This window comes from Sphingomonas sp. TX0543 (assembly GCF_048565505.1).
Taxonomy (GTDB): domain Bacteria; phylum Pseudomonadota; class Alphaproteobacteria; order Sphingomonadales; family Sphingomonadaceae; genus Sphingomonas.
Map to the genome: position 1 here is coordinate 513,648 of NZ_JBLZUS010000002.1, position 18,607 is coordinate 532,254.

Here is an 18,607-nt window from a genome sequence, read left to right on the forward strand (position 1 = left end):
CTCAGCCCGGCTCCACCTTTGCCGAATCGGGAAGATCGAACGTCCGGCGATCCTCGTCGAAAATGCCGTTCCCGATCCATGTGCCATGGGCGTGCGCAGTCGCGAGCACCGTCCATTCATCATGCCCCGGCCAGCTCCGCACGCGAACGACCTGATGCGCGAAAGCGCGATTCGGCTCCATCATTACCCAGCCGAGCGGGCGCGCCGCCGTCGCCCGTGCGCCCGCCGCCGCCATCGCGGCGCGGATGCGATTCGCCACCTCCTCCGGCAGATACTGCCACACCACAGAGTGCATCAGCACGCGGGTCACGCCCGCCGCCTGCGGCTCCGCCAGCCGGGCCTCCAGCCAGTCGGCGGCATCGGCATGCGCCAGATCGACGCCGCGCGCGCGCTGCATCGCAATCGCATGGCCGAGCCGCTCCGCCCGCGCCGGCGTCTCGGGCCAGACATAAGCGAGCAGCCGCGCCGCCACCGCCGGATCGGTCGCATCCAGCGGCTGCACGTCGCAGCCGCGCACCGAGACGAACTCCACCCGCACCGGCGCGGGCGCCTCGCCGCGCCATTCCGGGCGGATCGTAACAGGCGAATCGGCCGGCCCCATCGCCACCCCGCCGAGATCGAAGGCGTAGCGATCGATCAGCAGGTTCAGCCCCGCGCTCGATCCGATCTCGAGCAGCTCGATCGCGGGCGCGTGCCGCCGGGCGATCTCCATGAGGCCCAGCATCAGCGCGCCGGACCGCCCCGGCTCGTTGGTCTGCGGCGGCCCGTCGAGCCACGGCAGCAGCGCATCGTCGTGCGCGACCAGCGCAGCATTGAGCGCCGCCGCGATCGACACCGGCTCGGCAATCTCGCCGGAGAAGATCGCCGCCAGCCGCGCGTCCTTCCGCTCCCGCACCAATGCATGCAGCCCGCCGCACAGGCGCAGCGGCAGCGCGTCCCGCGTCGGCTCCCCCGGCCAATCCAGCACGCGCGCGCCGGTGCGGCTTTCCCGCGTCAGCCCCTGAGCGATCGCCGCGCACAATCGCGCATACATCGGCGCATCCATCTGCCGGCAATAGAACTCCTGAATGCGAAACGCCTCGCGCACTTCCATCTCGGTCGCCATCGGGCCGCCCTCCTGCGCTTGTATTGCGCCGCCAGCGCCCCCCGCGTAAAGGCCGCGCCCGTGAGCGAACCGATCGTCATCGCCGTCCCCAAGGGCCGCATCCTGAGCGAGGCGCTGCCGCTGCTCGCGCGCGCCGGTATCGTGCCCGAATCCGCGTTCGCCGACGAGGACAGCCGGGCGCTGCGCTTCCGCACCGAAACCCCGACGATCGAGCTGATCCGCGTCCGCGCATTCGACGTCGCCACCTTCGTTGCGCACGGCGCGGCCCAGCTTGGCATCGTCGGATCGGACGTGCTGGCGGAATTCGCCTATTCCGAGCTTTATGCCCCGGTCGATCTCGCCATCGGCCATTGCAGGCTGTCGGTCGCCGAGCCGGCCGAACTGGCGAAGCGCGACGACCCGCGCGGCTGGAGCCATGTGCGCGTCGCGACCAAATACCCGCATGTGACGGCCGAGCATTTCGCGCGGCGCGGCGTGCAGGCCGAGTGCATCAAGCTCAACGGCGCGATGGAGCTGGCGCCGACGCTGGGCCTTGCGCCGCGCATCGTCGATCTCGTCTCATCGGGCCGCACGCTCAAGGAAAACGGGCTCGTCGAGGTCGAGGAGATCATGCAGGTTTCCTCACGCCTGATCGTCAACCGCGCCGCGATGAAGACGCGCGCCGGCGTGGTCCCGCTGGTCGAGGCCTTCCGCCGCGCGGTGGAAGCGTGATCCGGCTCGACGCTTCGGCGCCGTCATTCGCGGCGGATTTCGCGGCGCTCGTCGATGCACGGCGCGAGGCGGACGCCGATGTGGCGCGCGACGTTGCCGCGATCCTTAAGGCGGTGCGTGACGGGGGCGATGCGGCGCTGCGCGACTTCACCCGGAAGTTCGACCGGCACGATCTCGACGCGACCGGATGGAGCATATCCGCGAGCGAATGCGCGGCGGCGTTCGCGGCGCTCACGCCGGAGCTGCGCGACGCGCTCGAGCTCGCGGCGTCGCGGATCCGGGCCTATCATGAAAAGCAGCGGCCCGGCGATCTCGCCTTCACCGACGAAGCAGGCGTGCGGCTCGGCGCGCGGTGGCGGGCGGTGGATGCGGCGGGGGTCTATGTCCCCGGCGGGCGGGCGGCCTACCCTTCCACGCTGCTGATGAACGCGATCCCCGCGAAGGTGGCAGGGGTCGAGCGGCTGGTGGTGGTGACGCCGACACCCGATGGCGTGGTCAATCCGCTCGTGCTCGCCGCCGCGCATCTGGCGGGCGCGGACGAAGTGTGGCGAATCGGCGGCGCGCAGGCGATCGCCGCGCTCGCCTGGGGCACGGAACGGATCGCGCGCGTCGATGTCGTCACCGGCCCCGGCAACGCCTGGGTCGCGGAGGCCAAGCGGCAGGTCTTCGGCGTCGTCGGCATCGATATGGTGGCGGGGCCGAGCGAGATCGTCGTGATCGGCGATGGCGCGAACGATCCCGAATGGATCGCCGCCGATCTGCTCAGCCAGGCCGAGCATGACGTGACCACGCAGTCCATCCTGTTCACCGACGATGCCGCGTTCGCCGATCGCGTCGCGGACGCGGTGGAGCGGCAGCTCGCGACGCTGGCGACCGGGCAGACCGCGCGCATCGCCTGGGAGGCGAACGGCGCGATCATCCTGGTGCCTGCGCTTGCCGATGCCTGCGCGCTCACCGATGCGCTCGCGCCCGAGCATGTCGAGATCGCCACCGACGATCCGCGCGCGCTGTTCGACCGGCTGCGCCACGCCGGCTCCGCCTTCCTCGGGCGCCATACGCCGGAAGCGATCGGCGATTACGTCGCCGGGCCGAATCACGTCCTCCCCACCGGGCGCCGCGCGCGCTTCGCCAGCGGGCTCGGCGTCACCGATTTCATGAAGCGGACGAGCTTTCTGGAGCTGGACGCCGCCGCGCTGGAGCAGCTCGGCCCGGCGACGGTGGCGCTTGCTCATGCGGAGGGGCTGCCCGCACACGCCGCCTCGGTGGCCCTGCGACTCGCCAAGGGGTGACGCGGGCGCGTCTCACGCCTAAAGGCTCTGCCCCATGTCCCGTACCGCAGCACGATCAAAGGCCCGCGCCGCCGCGCGCCTCGCCGCCGTCCAGGCGCTTTACCAGCACGAGATGGAAAAGACGCCCGTCCCCACGCTGCTTCACGAATTCCACCAGCACCGGCTGGGCGCGACGATCGAAGGCGTCGAATATGCCGAGGCGGACGAGCAGTTCTTCGACGATATCGTGCAGGGCGCCACCGCGCGCGCCGGAGAGATCGACCTGCTGATCGAGCCGAAGCTGCAGGGTTGGACGCTCGCGCGGCTCGACAAGCCGATGAAGGCGATCCTGCGGTGCGGCACATACGAGCTGCTGGCGCGCAAGGATGTCGCGGTCGGCACGGCGATCAGCGAGTATGTCGATGTCGCGCACGCCTTCTACGACCGGCGCGAGGCCGGCTTCGTCAACGGTCTGCTGGATGCGATCGCGAAGGACGTGCGGGCCTGATGGGCGAAGTCGTCAACCTCCGGCTGGCGCGCAAGGCGAGACGGCGCGCGGCCGGAGAGGCGATCGCCGCCGCGAATCGCAATGCGTTCGGCCGGACGAAAGCGGAGAAAGCGGCGAGCCGAATCGAGCGCGAACGCGTCGACCGCGCACTCGACGGGGCCAGGCGCGAGGATTAGCCCGCGCTGATCAGGCGTTGGCCGCGCGTGTCAGGTTGAGGAACACATCCTCCAGATCGGCTTCCTTGGTCGAAACGTCGACGATCCCCAGCCCGGCGCCCTGCACCGCCGCGAGCACCTGCCCGGCATTCACCTTGTCCTTCTGATAGGTGATTTCGAGCGTCCGGGCGCCCTTGAGCACGATCTTGCCGAAGCTGGAGGATTGCGGCGCTTCGGTGAGATCGCGGTCGACAGTGACCGCGACGATCTTCTCCTGCGCCTTGCCGACCAGTTCGCGCGTCGGCTCGTTGGCGATGAGCCTGCCGTGGTTGATGATCGCGATCCGGTCGCAGAGCTCCTCCGCTTCCTCGAGATAATGCGTGGTCAGTACCACGGTGACGCCCTGATCGTTAAGATGGCGGACGTAACTCCACAATTGCTGGCGCAGTTCGATGTCGACGCCGGCGGTCGGCTCATCGAGCACCAACACCGGCGGCGAATGCACCATCGCCTTCGCCACCATCAACCGCCGCTTCATGCCCCCTGAAAGCGTGCGGGCATAGGCGTTGGCCTTGTCTTCCAGATGCACCGCGCGCAGCAGATCCATCGAATGCCGCTGCGCCTTGGGGAGGCCGTACAGCCCGGCCTGTATTTCCAGCGTCTCCAGCGGGGTGAAGAAGGGATCGAACAGGATCTCCTGATTGACGATCCCGATCGACGCCTTGGCATTGCGCGGATGCTGATCGATATCGAAGCCCCAGATTGCGGCGGTGCCGCTCGTCTTGCGCACCAGCCCGGCGAGGATATTGATGAGCGTGGATTTGCCCGCGCCGTTCGGGCCGAGCAGGCCGAAGATTTCGCCGGCGGGAACATCGAACGTCACATCGTCGAGCGCGCGCTTGCCGCCCTCATAGGTCTTGCAGAAATTCCGGATGGCGATGGCGGCTTCTGTCATGATGCGTCTGCGTTTACGGCTGACCGCAAATGATTGCTAGGGCGCGCGCGCCTTGCTAATCGCGCGAACCATGTTGCCGCCACCCGAAGTCACCCGCGTCTCCCACCGCCGCGTCGCCTGTGATGGCGCGCATGACGGCATTCCAGCCGCGCTCGGCCATCCGCGCGTGTGGCTGGAGATCGACGATACGGGCTATACCGACTGCGGCTATTGCGACCGCCGCTTCGTGCTGATCGGCGGCCCGGCGGACGGCGCGGACCAGTCCACCCTCCCCGATCACGGCGACGCGGCGGGGCGGTGAACCGCGGCGGCTTTGCCGTGGCGCGTTTCGCGCCTATCTATCGGTAATGACCGCAACCGATCCACGCTCGTTCATCTACCGCGACACACTCGACCCCGAGGCCGCGAAGCGACTCACCGCCAATGCGCTGGCCGCCGCCGACGATGGCGAGCTGTATCTGCAATATCGCAAATCGGAGGCCTTCGGCTTCGATGACGGGCGGCTGAAGACGGCGAGTTACGACACGCATTCCGGTTTCGGCCTGCGCGCCGTTTCAGGCGAGATGACGGCGTTCGCCCACGCCAACGAACTGTCCGACTCGGCGATCAGGCGCGCCGCCGAAACGATGGCGTTGATCGATCCCGCGAAAGGCGCGAAGGCCCCGCCCCCGCAGGGCACCAACCGCCACCTCTATACCGACGCCGATCCGCTCGATCTCGTCCGGTTCGCCGACAAGGTGAATCTGTGTCAGGCGATCGACGCCGCCGCGCGCGCGCGCGATCCGCGCGTCGCGCAGGTGTCGGTCGGGCTGTCCGGCACGTGGAGCGTCGTGGAGATCGTGCGGCCGGATGGCTTCGTCGCCACCGATGTCCGCCCGCTGGTGCGTCTCAACGTCCAGATCGTCGTCGAACACAACGGCCGGCGCGAGACCGGAACGTTCGGAATCGGTGGGCGGTATCTCTACGATTCGCTCTTCGACGAGAAAACGTGGAACCGCGCGATCGACGAGGCGCTGGCACAGGCATTGGTGAACCTCGAGTCGGTAGATGCGCCGGCGGGTGAATTCACCGTCCTGCTGGGGCCAGGCTGGCCCGGCGTGTTGCTGCACGAGGCGATCGGCCATGGGCTGGAGGGCGATTTCAATCGCAAGGGCACGTCCGCCTTCTCCGGCCGGATCGGCGAGCAGGTCGCCGCGCGCGGCGTGACCGTGGTGGACGATGGCTCGATCCAGGATCGGCGCGGTAGCCTGTCGATCGACGACGAGGGGACGCCGACCGGCGAAACGGTGTTGATCGAGGACGGCATCCTCAAGGGCTATATGCAGGATCGCCTCAACGCGCGGCTGATGGGCGTGGCCCCCACCGGGAACGGGCGGCGCGAAAGCTTCGCCCATGCACCCATGCCGCGCATGACCAACACCTTCATGAAGGGTGGCAGCGACGATCCCGCCGAGCTGCTCGGCCGAGTGAAGAACGGCATCTTCGCCAAATCCTTCGGCGGCGGGCAGGTGGATATCGTTTCGGGCAAGTTCGTCTTTTCGTGCACCGAGGCCTACAAGATCGAGGACGGCAGGCTCGGCGCGCCGATCAAGGGCGCGACGCTGATAGGGGACGGCCCGACCGTGCTGACCAAGGTGCTCGGCGTCGGCAATGATTTTGCGCTCGACGAGGGCATCGGCATGTGCGGCAAGGGCGGGCAGAGCGTGCCCGCCGGCGTCGGTCAGCCGACGTTGCTGGTTTCGGGGCTGACGGTCGGCGGGACGGCGGCCTGAGGGCGGCACGCGAGGCCAGCCGAGCGGCAACCGGCGCCCCGGTGCCATAGCGCGTTGCGCGCGCTTGCGCGCTCATGAGGAGAGGCTGGATGTCCGATTTCTTTCCCGCGCTCGATGACGAGCATCGCGCATTCATCGGCAGACAGCCGGTCTTCTTCGTCGCGACGGCGGCGGACGGCGCGCGGATCAACCTGAGCCCCAAGGGGATGGATACGTTCCGCGTGCTCGATCCGGGCACGGTGGCCTATCTCGATCTGGGCGGATCGGGAAACGAAACCCAGGCGCATCTGGCCGCCGACGGACGCATCACCATCATGTTCTGCGCCTTCGACAATCCGGCGTTGATCCTGCGCATCTACGGGCGCGGCCGGTTCGTCGTCGCCGGGGATGAAGGCTATGCCGCGCTTGCCGCCCATTTTCCGCCGCTGCCGGGACAGCGGCAGGTGTTCGTCATCGCGGTGGACAGCGTGCAGACATCGTGCGGCTGGGGTGTGCCGCGCATGACGCTCGCGGCGGAGCGGCAGACCCTGGTCAAATATCATGCGCAACAGGAGCAGGGCCCGCGGCTCGCCAAGATCGCCGGGCGCACGCGCAGTATCGACGGGCTGCCCGTGCGCGTGCAATCCGAGATCCCGCGGGTGAAGGCGTGAGCCTCGTCGAACTTGGCCGTTACGACCGGAACCTCGCCAATATCCTCGTCGGCCGCCTGGAGAGCGAGGGCATTCCGGCCATGGCCTTCGATCAGGGCGCGAGCATCGCGGACGGAAGCTGGTTGCTGATCCCGGTGCGCGTGATGGTCGATGCCGAGGATCTCGATATCGCGCGCCGCGTGGTGGGTGCTGCCTGATTCTTGGGCAGCGTTTCGCGACTGCACAAAAACTTGTCGCGCGGTCTGGGCGTGACAAACCCTAACAAAGCCTGAAGCATCATCGTTTCGCCATCTGGCACGACAGTTGCGAAGCGCTCCTGCGGGTAATCCGAAGGGGGCGCGTGATGAAGCTGGTTATTGCCATCATCAAGCCGTTCAAGCTCGAAGACGTGAGGGAAGCCCTCACGACATTGGGCGTTGCCGGCATGACGGTCACCGAGGTCAAAGGGTTCGGCCGCCAGAAGGGCCAGACCGAAATCTACCGGGGGGCCGAATACAGCACCAACATGGTGCCGAAAATCCGCATCGAGGTGGTCTGTCCCTCGTCGATCGCGGACCGCGTCGTGGAAACGATCCAGACGACCGCCAACACCGGCGCCATCGGCGACGGCAAGATCTTCGTCCTCGATGTCGGCCATGCCGTGCGTATCCGCACCGGCGAAACCGACGATACCGCGCTGTGAAGGGGGATATGATGAAGCAAAGCACGAAATTCCTCGGGCTAGGCCTGGTCGCGGCGGTCGCCGTTGCCGCCGCGCCCGCCTGGGCCCAGCCGGTCGCGGCCGCGGCCTCCCCGATCCCGCCGGCGACGGTGAACAAGGGCGATACCGCCTGGCTGCTCGTCTCCTCGCTGCTCGTCCTGATGATGTCGGTGCCGGGGCTCGCGCTGTTCTACGGCGGCCTGGTGCGCACCAAGAACATGCTGAGCGTCCTCACCCAGGTGTTGATGATCGTCTGCATGGTGGCGGTGATCTGGGTGACCTACGGCTATTCGATCGCGTTCACCGGCGGGAACGCGTTCTTCGGCGGCCTCTCAAAAGCGCTTCTGATGGGCGTCGACGCCAACAGCCAGGCGGCGACCTTCTCGAACGGGGTCTATGTTCCCGAGCTTGCCTATATCTGTTTCCAGATGACCTTCGCCTGCATCACGCCGGCGCTGTTCATTGGCTCAGTGGCCGAGCGGGTCAGATTTTCGCCGCTGATGCTCTTCACCGCGCTGTGGGTGACGCTCGTCTATTTCCCGATCGCGCACATGGTGTGGTATTGGGGCGGCCCGGACGCGATCGCCGCCGCCGCGCTCAAGGGCGCGAACGCGCTCACGGCGCAGAATCTCGACGCTGGCTACCTGTTCCAGAAGGGCGCGCTCGATTTCGCGGGCGGCACGGTGGTGCACATCAACGCCGGCATCACCGGCCTCGTCCTCTGCATCCTGCTCGGCAAGCGGATCGGCTTCCCGAAGGAGGCGATGCCGCCGCACTCCCTGACCATGACCATGATCGGCGCCTCGCTGCTGTGGGTGGGCTGGTTCGGGTTCAATGCCGGGTCGAACCTGGAAGCGAACGGCGTCACCGCGGTCGCATTCATCAATACCTTCGTCGCTACCGCCGCCGCCGGCCTCTCCTGGCTGCTGGTGGAACAGATCGTGCGTGGCAAGCCCTCGCTGCTCGGCGCGGCGTCGGGCGTGGTCGCCGGCCTTGTCGCGGTAACACCCGCATCCGGCTTCGCCGGGCCGATGGGTTCGGTGGTACTGGGCCTCATCGTCTCGCCGATCTGTTTCTTCTTCGTCTCCACGGTGAAGTCGAAGTTCGGTTACGATGACAGCCTCGACGTTTTCGGCGTCCACTGCATCGGCGGGATCACCGGCGCGCTGGCGACGGGCATCCTCGTCGCGCCGAGCCTCGGCGGGCAGGGCATTGCCGACTATTCGACCAAGCCGGGCACGATGGTGGCGGGCAGCTACGACATGCTCGGCCAGCTCTGGATCCAGCTTCAGGGGGTTCTCATCACCCTCGTCTGGTCCGGCGTCGGCGCGGCGGTCCTCTTCTTCGTGATCGACAAGCTCTGGGGCATGCGCCCGACCGCCGATGTCGAACGCGAGGGCCTCGACATCGCCGAACATGGCGAGCGGGCCTACCATTATTGAACGGATCGGGGCGGGCGGCGCCCGCCCCCCACGTTGTTCCTCCTGCGGACGATCCTATGCCCGGTGTGCAGACACCGGGCACTTTTTCATTCCGGCGCCCGTTTCGGCCAAAGCCAGCGTCGCGATCGCTTCGGCATGCAATGTCGTGGTGTCGAACAACGGCACCGCGCTGCCCTCGGAGCAGATCAGCAACATTATCCCGGTGCAGCCGACAATCGCCGCTTGCGCGCAGGCCGAAACCCAGCGCGCAATCGCCTCGCGGTAGATCACGCGCGATTCAGGCCACACATCCCGGCGACCGGTTCGTCATGGATGATGCGATGGATGGCCATCCGATCGGCTGCGCCCGGCATCAGCCTCTCGATCTTGTAGCGCTCGTGCGACCGCCCTTTGTAGAACGGCGGCTCCATCGCGAAATGAGGCGGTGATAGTGTGCAGAGCTTTCGCGGCTCATCCCGCCGTCAGACCGATCATCTTCATGCGACGACTGGATAGGGGGGCCGCAAGGGAGGCCGGCGCATCGCGCTCAGCCGGCGGGCAGCTTGATTTCGAACAATGTCGGCCAGCGCTTGCCGGTGATGAACAGACGGCGCCTCGCCGCATCCCATGCGATGCCGTTCGCGACCGCCTCGATATCGTCCGCGATGCCGATCTCACCGACGATCGCGCGCAGATCGATGATCGCGTTTACCCGCCCGCTCGCCGGATCGATGCGGACGATGAATGGCGAGCGCCAGACGTTCGCGAGGATCGCGCCGTCCACCGCTTCCAGCTCATTGAGCTGATCGAGCGGCTTGCCGTTCAGCGTCACCGCGATCCGGCGCCGGACCGCGAAGGTGGCAGGATCGTGCACCGTGAGTGTCGACGAGCCATCGGAGCGGACAAGCGAATCGCCGAGCGTCGTCAGCCCCCAGCCCTCGCCGCGATAGCGCATGCTGCCGACCCGTTTCAGCCTTGCGCCGCTCCAGCGATACGCGATGCCGCCGTGCCAGGTGAGGCTTACCAGCCCATCCTTCCAGCCCGTCAGCCCCTCACCGAACATGTCGGCGGGAATCGTCGATCGCGCCTGCACGCGTCCCGTCGCGATATCGACGCAGCGGACGTCGGATCGCCCTTCCAGACCGACGCTTTCGTACATTTTGCCATGGTGCCAGACGAGCCCCTCGGTGAACGCGGCGCGATCGTGCGGAAAGCGCGCTACGACCACCGGAATCAGCACGGCAGGGGTGGCCGGCGGCGGATCGGCCGCCACGGCCGCAGGGATCGCCAGCAGGAACAGCGGGAACCAGCGCACGGTCATGCCGACCACTCCATACACACAATCGTTCCCTGCCAACGCATCGACCGCTCAGCCGCCGTTGAGCTGGGCTTCACCGAAAACGAGAGCGGCCCGCCCGACATGAGTCGGACGGGCCGCCATGGACCGGAGACGGGCCGATCAGCTCGACTGCTGAAGGTTCACTGCGGCATATTTGCCGCGACGATCCACCTCGATCTCGAACGACAGGCGATCGCCCTCGTTCAGACTGCCGAGGCCGGCGCGCTCGACTGCCGAGATATGGACGAAGGCATCAGGCTGGCCATCATCGCGCTGGATGAAGCCGAAGCCCTTCATCGCGTTGAAGAACTTGACCGTGCCGGTCGCCTTCTCGCCGGTAAGCTGGCGCTGCGCGCCGCCGGCGGCACCGCCGCGCGGACCGCCGAAGCCGCCGTCGCGCGGGCTGTCGAAACCGCCCTCGCGTGGCGCACGTTCCTGGACCGGCATCGGCTCGCCATCGATCTTCAGCTCGGTAGCCGAAATACGGCCGCCACGATCGACGAGCGTGAAGCCGAGCGGCTGGCCCTCGGCAAGGCCGGTGAGCCCGGCCTGTTCGACTGCGGAGATGTGCACGAACACGTCCTCGCCGCCGTCATCACGCACGACGAAGCCGAAACCCTTCTGCGCGTTGAAGAATTTTACGACGCCCGTGCCTTCGCCGACAACCTGGGGCGGCATACCGCCACCACCGCCGCCACGGAAACCACCGCCGCCGCCGCCGCCGAAGCCGCCACCGCCGCCGCGGAAACCACCGCCGCCGCCGCCGCCGAAGCCGCCACCGCCGCCACGGAAACCGCCGCCGCCGCCGAAGCCGCCACGATCACCGAAACCACCACCGAAGTCGCCGCCGCCGCCGAAATCATCGCCGCCGAAACTATCGCGCTTGTCGCGGCCGCGTCCGCCACGTTGCCCGCGGTTACCTTTGTCGAAACCCATAAACCCCGTTCGTCTTCCCGTCCGCCCGACTTAGCCGTCAAGGGGTGCGCGCTGGACGGCGAGCAGCAACCACACCTCTTCGGGCGCCAAACCTTTCGCGCCTCAATCGTGGTCATAGCCCAGCTTTGTCTCAACCGCGAACGGAATCGTGTGCGACAGGGCGCTCAACATCGCGTTACTTACGATACTGTCGCATCATAAGCACAGGTGGGCGCACATGAGGAGAGGCTAACCAACAAATATAGCTTCCGTTTTTCGTCGGCCCGCTGGCTGAAACCCAAACCTCTCCCGCCGATTCGCGGTATTTCACCGCATCACTTTCGCCCGCACGACTTCGGGGGCCATTGAGCGACGCCCTCCGCATCGCTAGGGCAGCATGATGACCGTTCATTTCCACGAGGAAGATCTGCCGGGCGACGTGTTCGCGCCGGGCGCGGCGATCGCCGTCGATACCGAGACGATGGGGCTTATCACGTCGCGTGATCGCCTGTGCCTCGTCCAGCTCTCGGATGGGGCCGGTGACGAGCACCTCGTGCGATTCGCGCCGGCCTCCGATTATGCCGCGCCGAACCTGCGCGCGGTGCTGGGCGATCCGGAGCGGCTGAAGCTTTATCATTTCGCCCGTTTCGATGTCGCCGCGATCAGGCACTATCTCGGCGTCGTCGCGGCGCCCGTATATTGCACGAAGATCGCCTCGCGGCTGGTCCGCACCTATACCGATCGGCACGGATTGAAGGAACTGGTGCGCGAACTGCTGGGACAGGACATCTCAAAGCAGCAGCAATCATCGGACTGGGGCAGCCCGGAATTGTCGGAAGCGCAGAAAGACTATGCCGCATCCGACGTGCGCTTTCTCCACCGGCTGAAGGAAGAATTTGACCGGCGGCTGGCGCGCGAGGGACGCGCCGCGCTGGCACAGGCCTGCTTCGATTTCCTGCCGCATCGCGCCGAACTTGATCTGGCGGGCTGGCCGGAAATCGATATTTTCGCCCATGCCTGATTCAGCAGCCCAGGCGCTCGACGCGCGCCAGCGGTGGGCGCGGCCTGGCGGCCCGCACGATCGCGTCGTCGCCGCCGCCAATTGGGCGCTGCCGGTGCTGATCGGCGTTCTCAGCGCCTTTCTGGTAATGGCGCCGCTGACGACGGGCGGCGATGTCTCCTTCGTGCTCGACAAGAACAAGGTGGAGGTTGCGCGGGAACGAATGAAGATCCAGGCGGCGCGGTATCGCGGGGCTGACGGCAAGGGCCAGCCCTTCGAGCTGACCGCCGGTTCGGCGATCCAGAAAAGCTCGGCCGAGCCCATCGTCCAGCTTCAGCAGCTGGCCGCCAACATCCGGCTGAACGACGGCCCCGCCTCCCTGGTCGCGGATCGCGGGCGCTACAACATGGATAACGAACAGGTGCAGGTCGACGGGCCGATTTCGTTCCGCGCGCCCGACGGCTATACGCTCGACACGCAAGACGCGCTGGTCGATCTCAAGACGCGCCGAATGCAATCGGGCAAGGCCGTGACGGGCACCGTACGCCAGGGCACGTTCAGCGCCGACAAGCTCGATGCCGATCTGGATTCCCATACCGTGACGCTCATCGGCAACGCGCGCTTGCACATCTCGCCGAGACGAACGAAATAGCGCCGTGATGAACCGCCCAGCCCTGCTCCTGCTGCTCGTCGCCGGAACGGCGCATGCGCAGACGCGTCATGATTCCACCGCACCGATCGATTTCGGGGCCAATCAGATCCAGTTGCAGGACAAGGCGAATCGCGCGGTGCTGACGGGCAACGTGGCGGTGAAGCAGGCGGAGATGACGCTGAACGCCCAGCGCATGACCGTCGCCTATACCGGTCAGGTCGTCGACGGAAATCCCCAGGTCTCTCGGCTCGATGCCGCGGGCGGCGTCGTCGTCAGGCGGCCGAACCAGGTGGCGAAGAGCCAATATGCGGTCTACGATCTCAACCGCAGGATCATCACGATGATCGGCGGCGTCTCGCTTGAACAGGGCGGGTCGAATACCGTGAATGGCGGAAGATTGACGCTCAACCTCGATACCGGGCGAGCGGTGATCGACGGCTCCGCCGCGCGCGCGGCCAATGGCCCCGTCAGCGGCGGCACCGTAACCTCGGCTCCGTCGGGTCGGGTATCGGGGACGTTTTCCGTGCCGAAGCGCGCGAACGGCGCGTCGACCGACAGCAAGAACTGACGGCGCGGGGGCTTTCATAATTGCGCCGGCTCGGGCAAAAGAGCCATGCATGAATCCTGCCAACTGCGCGCGCATCGGGCGGGCGGCATCCACGAAGCTGCGAGATCGGCGCGAATATGAATGACGTGACGAGCATGGACACGATCGAGCCGATCGCCGAACCGTTCGTAGCCAGCGGGCTGCAAGTGGTGTCGATCGCCAAAAGCTACGACAAGCGCGTCGTGCTGAGCGACGTCTCCGTCTCGGTCGGGCGCGGCGAAGTGATCGGGCTGCTCGGTCCCAACGGCGCCGGCAAGACGACCTGCTTCTATTCGGTGATGGGGCTGGTGAAGCCGGATGCCGGGCGTATCATGCTCGACGGGCAGGATATCACCGGGCTGCCGATGTATCGCCGCGCGATTCTCGGCCTCGGGTATCTCCCGCAGGAAACCTCGATCTTTCGCGGTCTGACGATCGAGAAGAATATTCTCGCGGTGCTCGAGCTCAACGTTCGCGATCCGGCGCTGCGTCAGCAACGGCTCGATCAGCTTCTGGACGAGTTCGGCCTCACCCGTTTGCGCGCCGCGCCAGCGATGGCCCTGTCCGGCGGTGAGCGGCGGCGCGCGGAAATCGCGCGGGCGCTGGCCGCCGACCCCAAGATCATGTTGCTCGACGAGCCGTTCGCCGGCATCGACCCCATCTCGATCGCGGACATCCGCGATCTGGTGAAGGATCTGAAGCGCCGCGATATCGGCGTGCTCATCACCGACCACAATGTGCGCGAGACGCTCGATATCGTCGACCGCGCCTATATCATCTATGATGGCCGGGTGCTGTTCACCGGCTCCCCGGAAGAACTGGTGGCCGACGCGAATGTCCGCCGCCTCTATCTGGGTGAGGGATTCTCCTTGTGACGCGCCGGGCCGATATCGCGGAATAGCTGATGTCGCTCGCCCCGCGCCTCGATCTGCGACAATCCCAGTCGCTGGTGATGACGCCGCAACTTCAGCAGGCGATCAAGCTGCTGGCGCTGTCCAACCTCGAGATCGAGGGTGTCATCGCCGAGGAACTGGAGAAGAACCCGCTCCTTGAGGCAACCAGCCCCTCCTCGGACGACGCCCCGATCGCTGAGCGCGAGCCGGTCGACGCGCCGCGCGACGAACCGGCCGGCGCGGACGAACTGGTGATCGCCGGGGAAGCGGCTGGCGAAACCCTGGACGTGGATATCGCCGCCGAGCGCTTCGACGATGGCGCGAGCGATTCGATCGGGCTTGGCGGGGCAGGCCCGGGCAGCATCGCGAGCGAGGACGGCCCCGACCTCGACGCCTTCGCCCAAAATCCCCCCAGCCTTGCTGATCATCTCGGCAATCAGGCCGGAAACGTCCTGTCCGGGGCGCAACTCACGATCGCGCAACATCTGATCGACCTGATCGACGAGGCGGGATATCTCACCGCCAACCTGCTCGATATCGCGACGCGGCTTGGCGTGCCGCTCGCGATGATCGAGGATGTGCTGGCGGTGATCCAGACGTTCGATCCCACCGGCGTGGGCGCGCGCGATCTCGCCGAATGTATCGCGCTGCAGGCCAGGGAGGCGGATCGATACGACCCCTGCATGGCGCGACTGATCGATCACCTCGATCTGCTCGCGCGGGGCGAGATCGCGCGGCTGAAGCGCATCTGCCAGGTGGATGACGAGGACATGGCGGACATGATCCGCGAACTGCGCGGCTATGATCCGAAGCCCGGCTGCCGATACGGCGGGGACCCGGCGCCTGCGGTGGTGCCCGATCTCTTTGTCGCCCGCACGCACGCCGGCTGGGTGATAGAATTGAACAACGCGACGCTGCCGCGCGTGCTGATAAACCGTCGATACTATAGCGAGCTGGCCGCCGGCCCACAGAACAAGGCATCGAAGGCGTGGCTGAGCGATTGCCTCGCCAGCGCCAACTGGCTGGTGAAGGCGCTCGATCAGCGCCAGCGCACGATCATCCGCGTCGCGACCGAAATCGTGAAGCAGCAGGAAGCGTTTTTCCTGAAAGGCGTCGCGCATCTGCGCCCACTCACGCTGCGACAGATCGCCGATGCGATCGAGATGCATGAATCGACTGTCAGCCGCGTGACCAGCAACAAATATCTGAGCTGCGCGCGCGGGCAGTTCGAGCTGAAATATTTCTTCACGTCCGGCATCGCTGCGGCGGACGGCGGCGATGCCGTGTCCGCGGAAGCGGTGAAGGCGGCGATCCGCGGCTTGATCCAAGGCGAGGGCGCGAAGATCCTGTCCGACGATACGCTGGTCGAACTGCTCAACGCCAAGGGCTTCGACATCGCGCGCCGCACCGTTGCGAAATATCGGGAAGCGCTGGGCATCGGCAGCTCGGTGCAGCGCCGCCGGCAGAAAGCCCTGGAGGGCGCCGGCTGACCGTCACCCGCGCTCCACCGTTTCGCGCAGCCATGCCACCACCGCCTGAATACGCGGTGTCGCCAGCCCGTCGGCATGGGTGACGAGCCAGAACGCGCGTATAAGCTCCAGCGGCGGAAGCTCCGGAACGAGCCGCGGATCACGCGCGGCGATGAAATCCGGCAGAATGCCGATCGCCGCTCCTGACGCCACTGTCGCGTGCTGCACATTGATGCTGGTGCTGCGCAGCCGCGCGACAAGGCCGTCGTGCAGCTCCGAAAGATAATCCAGCTCGGGCGCGTGAAGATGTTCCGGCACATAGCTCGCCAGCACGTGGCGTTCGAGCGCGGCGGCGGTATCCGGCATCCCGGCTGTCGCCAGATAGCCGGGCGTCGCATAGAGCCGGAGGCGATATTCGACCAGCCGGACCGCGGTAAGCTGCCGGTTGCGCGGCCGCGCGAGCATCACCGCGATATCCGCCTCGCGCTTTGACGGGTCGAGCAGGCCCGATGCGGTGATGAGATCGAGCCGGATGCGCGGATTGGCCGACGCGAAGCGCGGCATCGCCGGGGCGAGCACATGGGTCGCCAGGCCCTCCGCCACGCTCAGCCGCACATGGCCTGCCACGCCCTTTGCCACCTTTCCCTCGGTCGCCGCGGATATTGCCGCATCGATCGTCTCGGCATGCGGGAGCAAAGTCTGCCCGCTTTCCGACAGTCGTCGTTCGCCCGCGACTGTCTCGAAAAGCGGCGCACCGACGGCTTCTTCCAGCCGCGCCAGCCGCCGCGCGACGGTGGTGGCGTCAACGCCGAGCGCCCGCGCGGCAGGCGCGATGCGCCCGGCGTGCGCCACCGCAAGGAACATGCGCAGATCATCCCAATTCCGCATCAGCTCGCCCTTTCCGTGCAAAAACGCAGCTCACCCCGGCAAATTAAACGGGTTGAGCGCATAATTGCCGTGCGTCTACAAGCCGGCGCAACAACGAATCCCCTGGAGAGGCTTCCCATGCGCGTCATCGATCATCTCATCGCCGGCCATTCCGGCGGCGGCGCTGGCCGCACCGCCGACGTGTTCGATCCGAACACCGGCAAGGTGCAGGCCCGGGTCACGCTGGGTACCCAGGCCGATCTCGATCGTGCGGTGGCGGCGGCGCAGGCGGCGCAGCCCGCATGGGCGGCCACGAATCCGCAGCGCCGCGCACGCGTCATGTTCCGCTTCAAGGAACTGGTCGAGGCGAACATGCAGAGCCTCGCCGAACTTCTCGCGTCCGAGCATGGCAAGGTCGTCGCCGACGCGAAGGGCGATATCCAGCGGGGGCTGGAAGTGGTGGAGTTCGCCTGCGGCATCCCGCATGTCCTGAAGGGGGAATATACCCAGGGTGCGGGGCCGGGGATCGACGTCTATTCGATGCGCCAGCCGCTTGGCATCGGAGTCGGCATCACGCCGTTCAACTTCCCGGCGATGATCCCGCTGTGGATGGGCGCGGTGGCGACCGCGTGCGGCAACGCCTTCATCCTGAAGCCGTCCGAACGCGACCCGTCTGTGCCGGTGCGCCTGGCCGAGCTGTTCCGCGAGGCGGGGATACCGGAGGGTATCTTCCAGGTCGTCCATGGCGACAAGGAAATGGTCGACGCGATCCTCGATCATCCGGCGATCGCGGCCGTGAGCTTCGTCGGCTCCTCGGATATCGCCCACTACGTCTATCGGCGCGGCGTGGATGCGGGGAAGCGCGTGCAGGCGATGGGCGGCGCGAAGAATCACGGCATCGTGATGCCGGATGCTGACCTGGATCAGGTGGTCGCGGATCTTTCCGGCGCTGCCTTCGGCTCGGCGGGCGAACGCTGCATGGCGCTTCCGGTGGTGGTGCCCGTAGGCGACAAGACGGCCGACGCGCTGCGCGAAAAGCTGATCCCCGCGATCGACGCGCTGCGCGTCGGCGTCTCTACCGATGCCGAGGCGCATTACGGCCCGGTCGTGACGGCACAGCACCGCGAGCGGATCGAGAACTGGATCCAGACCGGCGTCGATGAGGGCGCCGAGCTGGTGGTCGATGGGCGCGGCTTCAAGTTGCAGGGGCATGAGGAGGGCTTCTTCATCGGCCCGACGCTGTTCGATCATGTCACGCCGCAAATGTCCGCCTACAGGGAGGAGATCTTCGGCCCGGTGCTCCAGATCGTCCGCGCGCCCGATTTCGAGACGGCGGTGCGCCTGCCGAGCGAGCATCAATACGGCAATGGCGTCGCGATCTTCACGCGCAATGGTCATGCCGCGCGCGAATTTGCGGCACGCGTGAATGTCGGGATGGTCGGCATCAACGTGCCGATCCCGGTGCCCGTCGCCTACCATAGCTTCGGCGGCTGGAAGCGCTCGGCGTTCGGCGACACCAACCAGCACGGCATGGAAGGCGTCAAGTTCTGGACCAAGGTGAAGACGGTGACGCAGCGGTGGCCCGACGGATCGACAGACGAGGGCAACGCGTTCGTCATTCCGACGATGGGGTGACAAGCC

The 18,607-nt window shown here is 66.8% G+C and carries 23 protein-coding genes; 16 read left to right on the forward strand and 7 right to left on the reverse strand.

What is annotated here, in order from left to right; translation table 11 throughout:
- Nucleotide 1 precedes the first annotated feature (1 nt).
- Nucleotides 2-1,105, reverse strand: coding sequence for a DUF2332 domain-containing protein (locus tag ACM61V_RS03095; protein ID WP_137787037.1), 1,104 nt, complete (start codon nt 1,103-1,105; stop codon nt 2-4).
- 60 nt (nt 1,106-1,165) lie between these two features.
- Between ACM61V_RS03095 and hisG the strand changes: the two genes are divergently transcribed.
- From hisG to ACM61V_RS03115, 4 genes are read left to right on the forward strand one after another with little or no spacing between them, the layout of a single operon-like run.
- Entirely contained in the window at nt 1,166-1,816 is a 651-nt protein-coding gene (hisG, locus tag ACM61V_RS03100; RefSeq protein ID WP_137787036.1) for an ATP phosphoribosyltransferase, read from the forward strand.
- The gene (gene hisD / locus ACM61V_RS03105) at nt 1,813-3,105 is read left to right on the forward strand and encodes a histidinol dehydrogenase (protein WP_137787035.1); all 1,293 of its coding nucleotides are present in this window, start codon (nt 1,813-1,815) and stop codon (nt 3,103-3,105) included. The genes hisG and hisD overlap by 4 nt, the downstream gene beginning before the upstream one ends.
- Before the next feature lie 34 nt (nt 3,106-3,139).
- Nucleotides 3,140-3,592 (forward strand): transcription antitermination factor NusB, encoded by a 453-nt coding sequence (gene nusB, locus ACM61V_RS03110; RefSeq protein WP_137787034.1) that lies wholly within the window; start codon nt 3,140-3,142, stop codon nt 3,590-3,592.
- On the forward strand, nt 3,592-3,768 hold the full coding sequence (locus tag ACM61V_RS03115; protein WP_137787033.1) for a DUF4169 family protein: 177 nt from the start codon (nt 3,592-3,594) through the stop codon (nt 3,766-3,768). Before nusB ends, ACM61V_RS03115 begins: the two co-directional genes overlap by 1 nt.
- 10 nt (nt 3,769-3,778) lie before the next feature.
- On the opposite strand, the gene ACM61V_RS03120 is transcribed toward ACM61V_RS03115, so the two are convergent.
- Nucleotides 3,779-4,702, reverse strand: a complete 924-nt coding sequence (locus ACM61V_RS03120) for an ABC transporter ATP-binding protein (protein WP_137787032.1) — start codon at nt 4,700-4,702, stop codon at nt 3,779-3,781.
- Nucleotides 4,703-4,772: 70 nt separating this feature from the next.
- On the opposite strand from ACM61V_RS03120, the gene ACM61V_RS03125 reads away from it, so the two are divergent.
- From ACM61V_RS03125 to ACM61V_RS03150, 6 genes are all read left to right on the forward strand, one after another.
- The gene (locus tag ACM61V_RS03125; protein WP_137787031.1) at nt 4,773-5,003 is read left to right on the forward strand and encodes a zinc-finger domain-containing protein; all 231 of its coding nucleotides are present in this window, start codon (nt 4,773-4,775) and stop codon (nt 5,001-5,003) included.
- Nucleotides 5,004-5,049: 46 nt separating this feature from the next.
- A complete protein-coding gene (gene tldD / locus ACM61V_RS03130) occupies nt 5,050-6,474 on the forward strand; it encodes a metalloprotease TldD (protein ID WP_419713799.1) in 1,425 nt (474 codons plus the stop codon).
- 89 nt (nt 6,475-6,563) lie between these two features.
- Nucleotides 6,564-7,124, forward strand: coding sequence for a pyridoxamine 5'-phosphate oxidase family protein (locus ACM61V_RS03135; RefSeq protein ID WP_137787029.1), 561 nt, complete (start codon nt 6,564-6,566; stop codon nt 7,122-7,124).
- Entirely contained in the window at nt 7,121-7,321 is a 201-nt protein-coding gene (locus ACM61V_RS03140; RefSeq protein WP_419713800.1) for a DUF2007 domain-containing protein, read from the forward strand. The genes ACM61V_RS03135 and ACM61V_RS03140 overlap by 4 nt, the downstream gene beginning before the upstream one ends.
- 146 nt (nt 7,322-7,467) lie before the next feature.
- On the forward strand, nt 7,468-7,806 hold the full coding sequence (locus ACM61V_RS03145) for a P-II family nitrogen regulator (RefSeq protein ID WP_137787028.1): 339 nt from the start codon (nt 7,468-7,470) through the stop codon (nt 7,804-7,806).
- An 11-nt stretch (nt 7,807-7,817) separates the two neighbouring features.
- Nucleotides 7,818-9,266: an ammonium transporter gene (locus ACM61V_RS03150; RefSeq protein ID WP_137787027.1), complete on the forward strand. Its 1,449-nt coding sequence runs from the start codon at nt 7,818-7,820 to the stop codon at nt 9,264-9,266.
- Between the two features lie 54 nt (nt 9,267-9,320).
- On the opposite strand, the gene ACM61V_RS03155 is transcribed toward ACM61V_RS03150, so the two are convergent.
- The 4 genes from ACM61V_RS03155 to ACM61V_RS03170 form a co-directional block, all read right to left on the reverse strand.
- Entirely contained in the window at nt 9,321-9,536 is a 216-nt protein-coding gene (locus ACM61V_RS03155; RefSeq protein ID WP_137787026.1) for a hypothetical protein, read from the reverse strand.
- A complete protein-coding gene (locus ACM61V_RS03160) occupies nt 9,533-9,676 on the reverse strand; it encodes a hypothetical protein (RefSeq protein ID WP_171007590.1) in 144 nt (47 codons plus the stop codon). Before ACM61V_RS03160 ends, ACM61V_RS03155 begins: the two co-directional genes overlap by 4 nt.
- Nucleotides 9,677-9,792: 116 nt before the next feature.
- A complete protein-coding gene (locus ACM61V_RS03165) occupies nt 9,793-10,566 on the reverse strand; it encodes a glutaminyl-peptide cyclotransferase (protein WP_137787025.1) in 774 nt (257 codons plus the stop codon).
- A gap of 138 nt (nt 10,567-10,704) precedes the next feature.
- Nucleotides 10,705-11,520 (reverse strand): cold-shock protein, encoded by an 816-nt coding sequence (locus tag ACM61V_RS03170; RefSeq protein ID WP_137787024.1) that lies wholly within the window; start codon nt 11,518-11,520, stop codon nt 10,705-10,707.
- Between the two features lie 379 nt (nt 11,521-11,899).
- On the opposite strand from ACM61V_RS03170, the gene ACM61V_RS03175 reads away from it, so the two are divergent.
- From ACM61V_RS03175 to rpoN, 5 genes are all read left to right on the forward strand, one after another.
- Nucleotides 11,900-12,520, forward strand: a complete 621-nt coding sequence (locus ACM61V_RS03175) for a ribonuclease D (protein WP_137787023.1) — start codon at nt 11,900-11,902, stop codon at nt 12,518-12,520.
- Nucleotides 12,513-13,151: an LPS export ABC transporter periplasmic protein LptC gene (gene lptC / locus ACM61V_RS03180; RefSeq protein ID WP_137787022.1), complete on the forward strand. Its 639-nt coding sequence runs from the start codon at nt 12,513-12,515 to the stop codon at nt 13,149-13,151. The genes ACM61V_RS03175 and lptC overlap by 8 nt, the downstream gene beginning before the upstream one ends.
- Before the next feature lie 7 nt (nt 13,152-13,158).
- Nucleotides 13,159-13,719, forward strand: a complete 561-nt coding sequence (locus tag ACM61V_RS03185) for an LptA/OstA family protein (RefSeq protein WP_137787021.1) — start codon at nt 13,159-13,161, stop codon at nt 13,717-13,719.
- 116 nt (nt 13,720-13,835) lie between these two features.
- Complete coding sequence (gene lptB, locus ACM61V_RS03190; protein ID WP_137787020.1) at nt 13,836-14,612, forward strand: LPS export ABC transporter ATP-binding protein; 777 nt, start codon at nt 13,836-13,838, stop codon at nt 14,610-14,612.
- A 29-nt stretch (nt 14,613-14,641) separates the two neighbouring features.
- A complete protein-coding gene (gene rpoN / locus ACM61V_RS03195) occupies nt 14,642-16,120 on the forward strand; it encodes an RNA polymerase factor sigma-54 (protein WP_419713801.1) in 1,479 nt (492 codons plus the stop codon).
- Between the two features lie 3 nt (nt 16,121-16,123).
- On the opposite strand, the gene ACM61V_RS03200 is transcribed toward rpoN, so the two are convergent.
- Nucleotides 16,124-16,987: a LysR family transcriptional regulator gene (locus ACM61V_RS03200; RefSeq protein ID WP_137787018.1), complete on the reverse strand. Its 864-nt coding sequence runs from the start codon at nt 16,985-16,987 to the stop codon at nt 16,124-16,126.
- 117 nt (nt 16,988-17,104) lie between these two features.
- On the opposite strand from ACM61V_RS03200, the gene ACM61V_RS03205 reads away from it, so the two are divergent.
- A complete protein-coding gene (locus tag ACM61V_RS03205) occupies nt 17,105-18,601 on the forward strand; it encodes a CoA-acylating methylmalonate-semialdehyde dehydrogenase (protein ID WP_137787017.1) in 1,497 nt (498 codons plus the stop codon).
- Nucleotides 18,602-18,607: the final 6 nt, after the last annotated feature.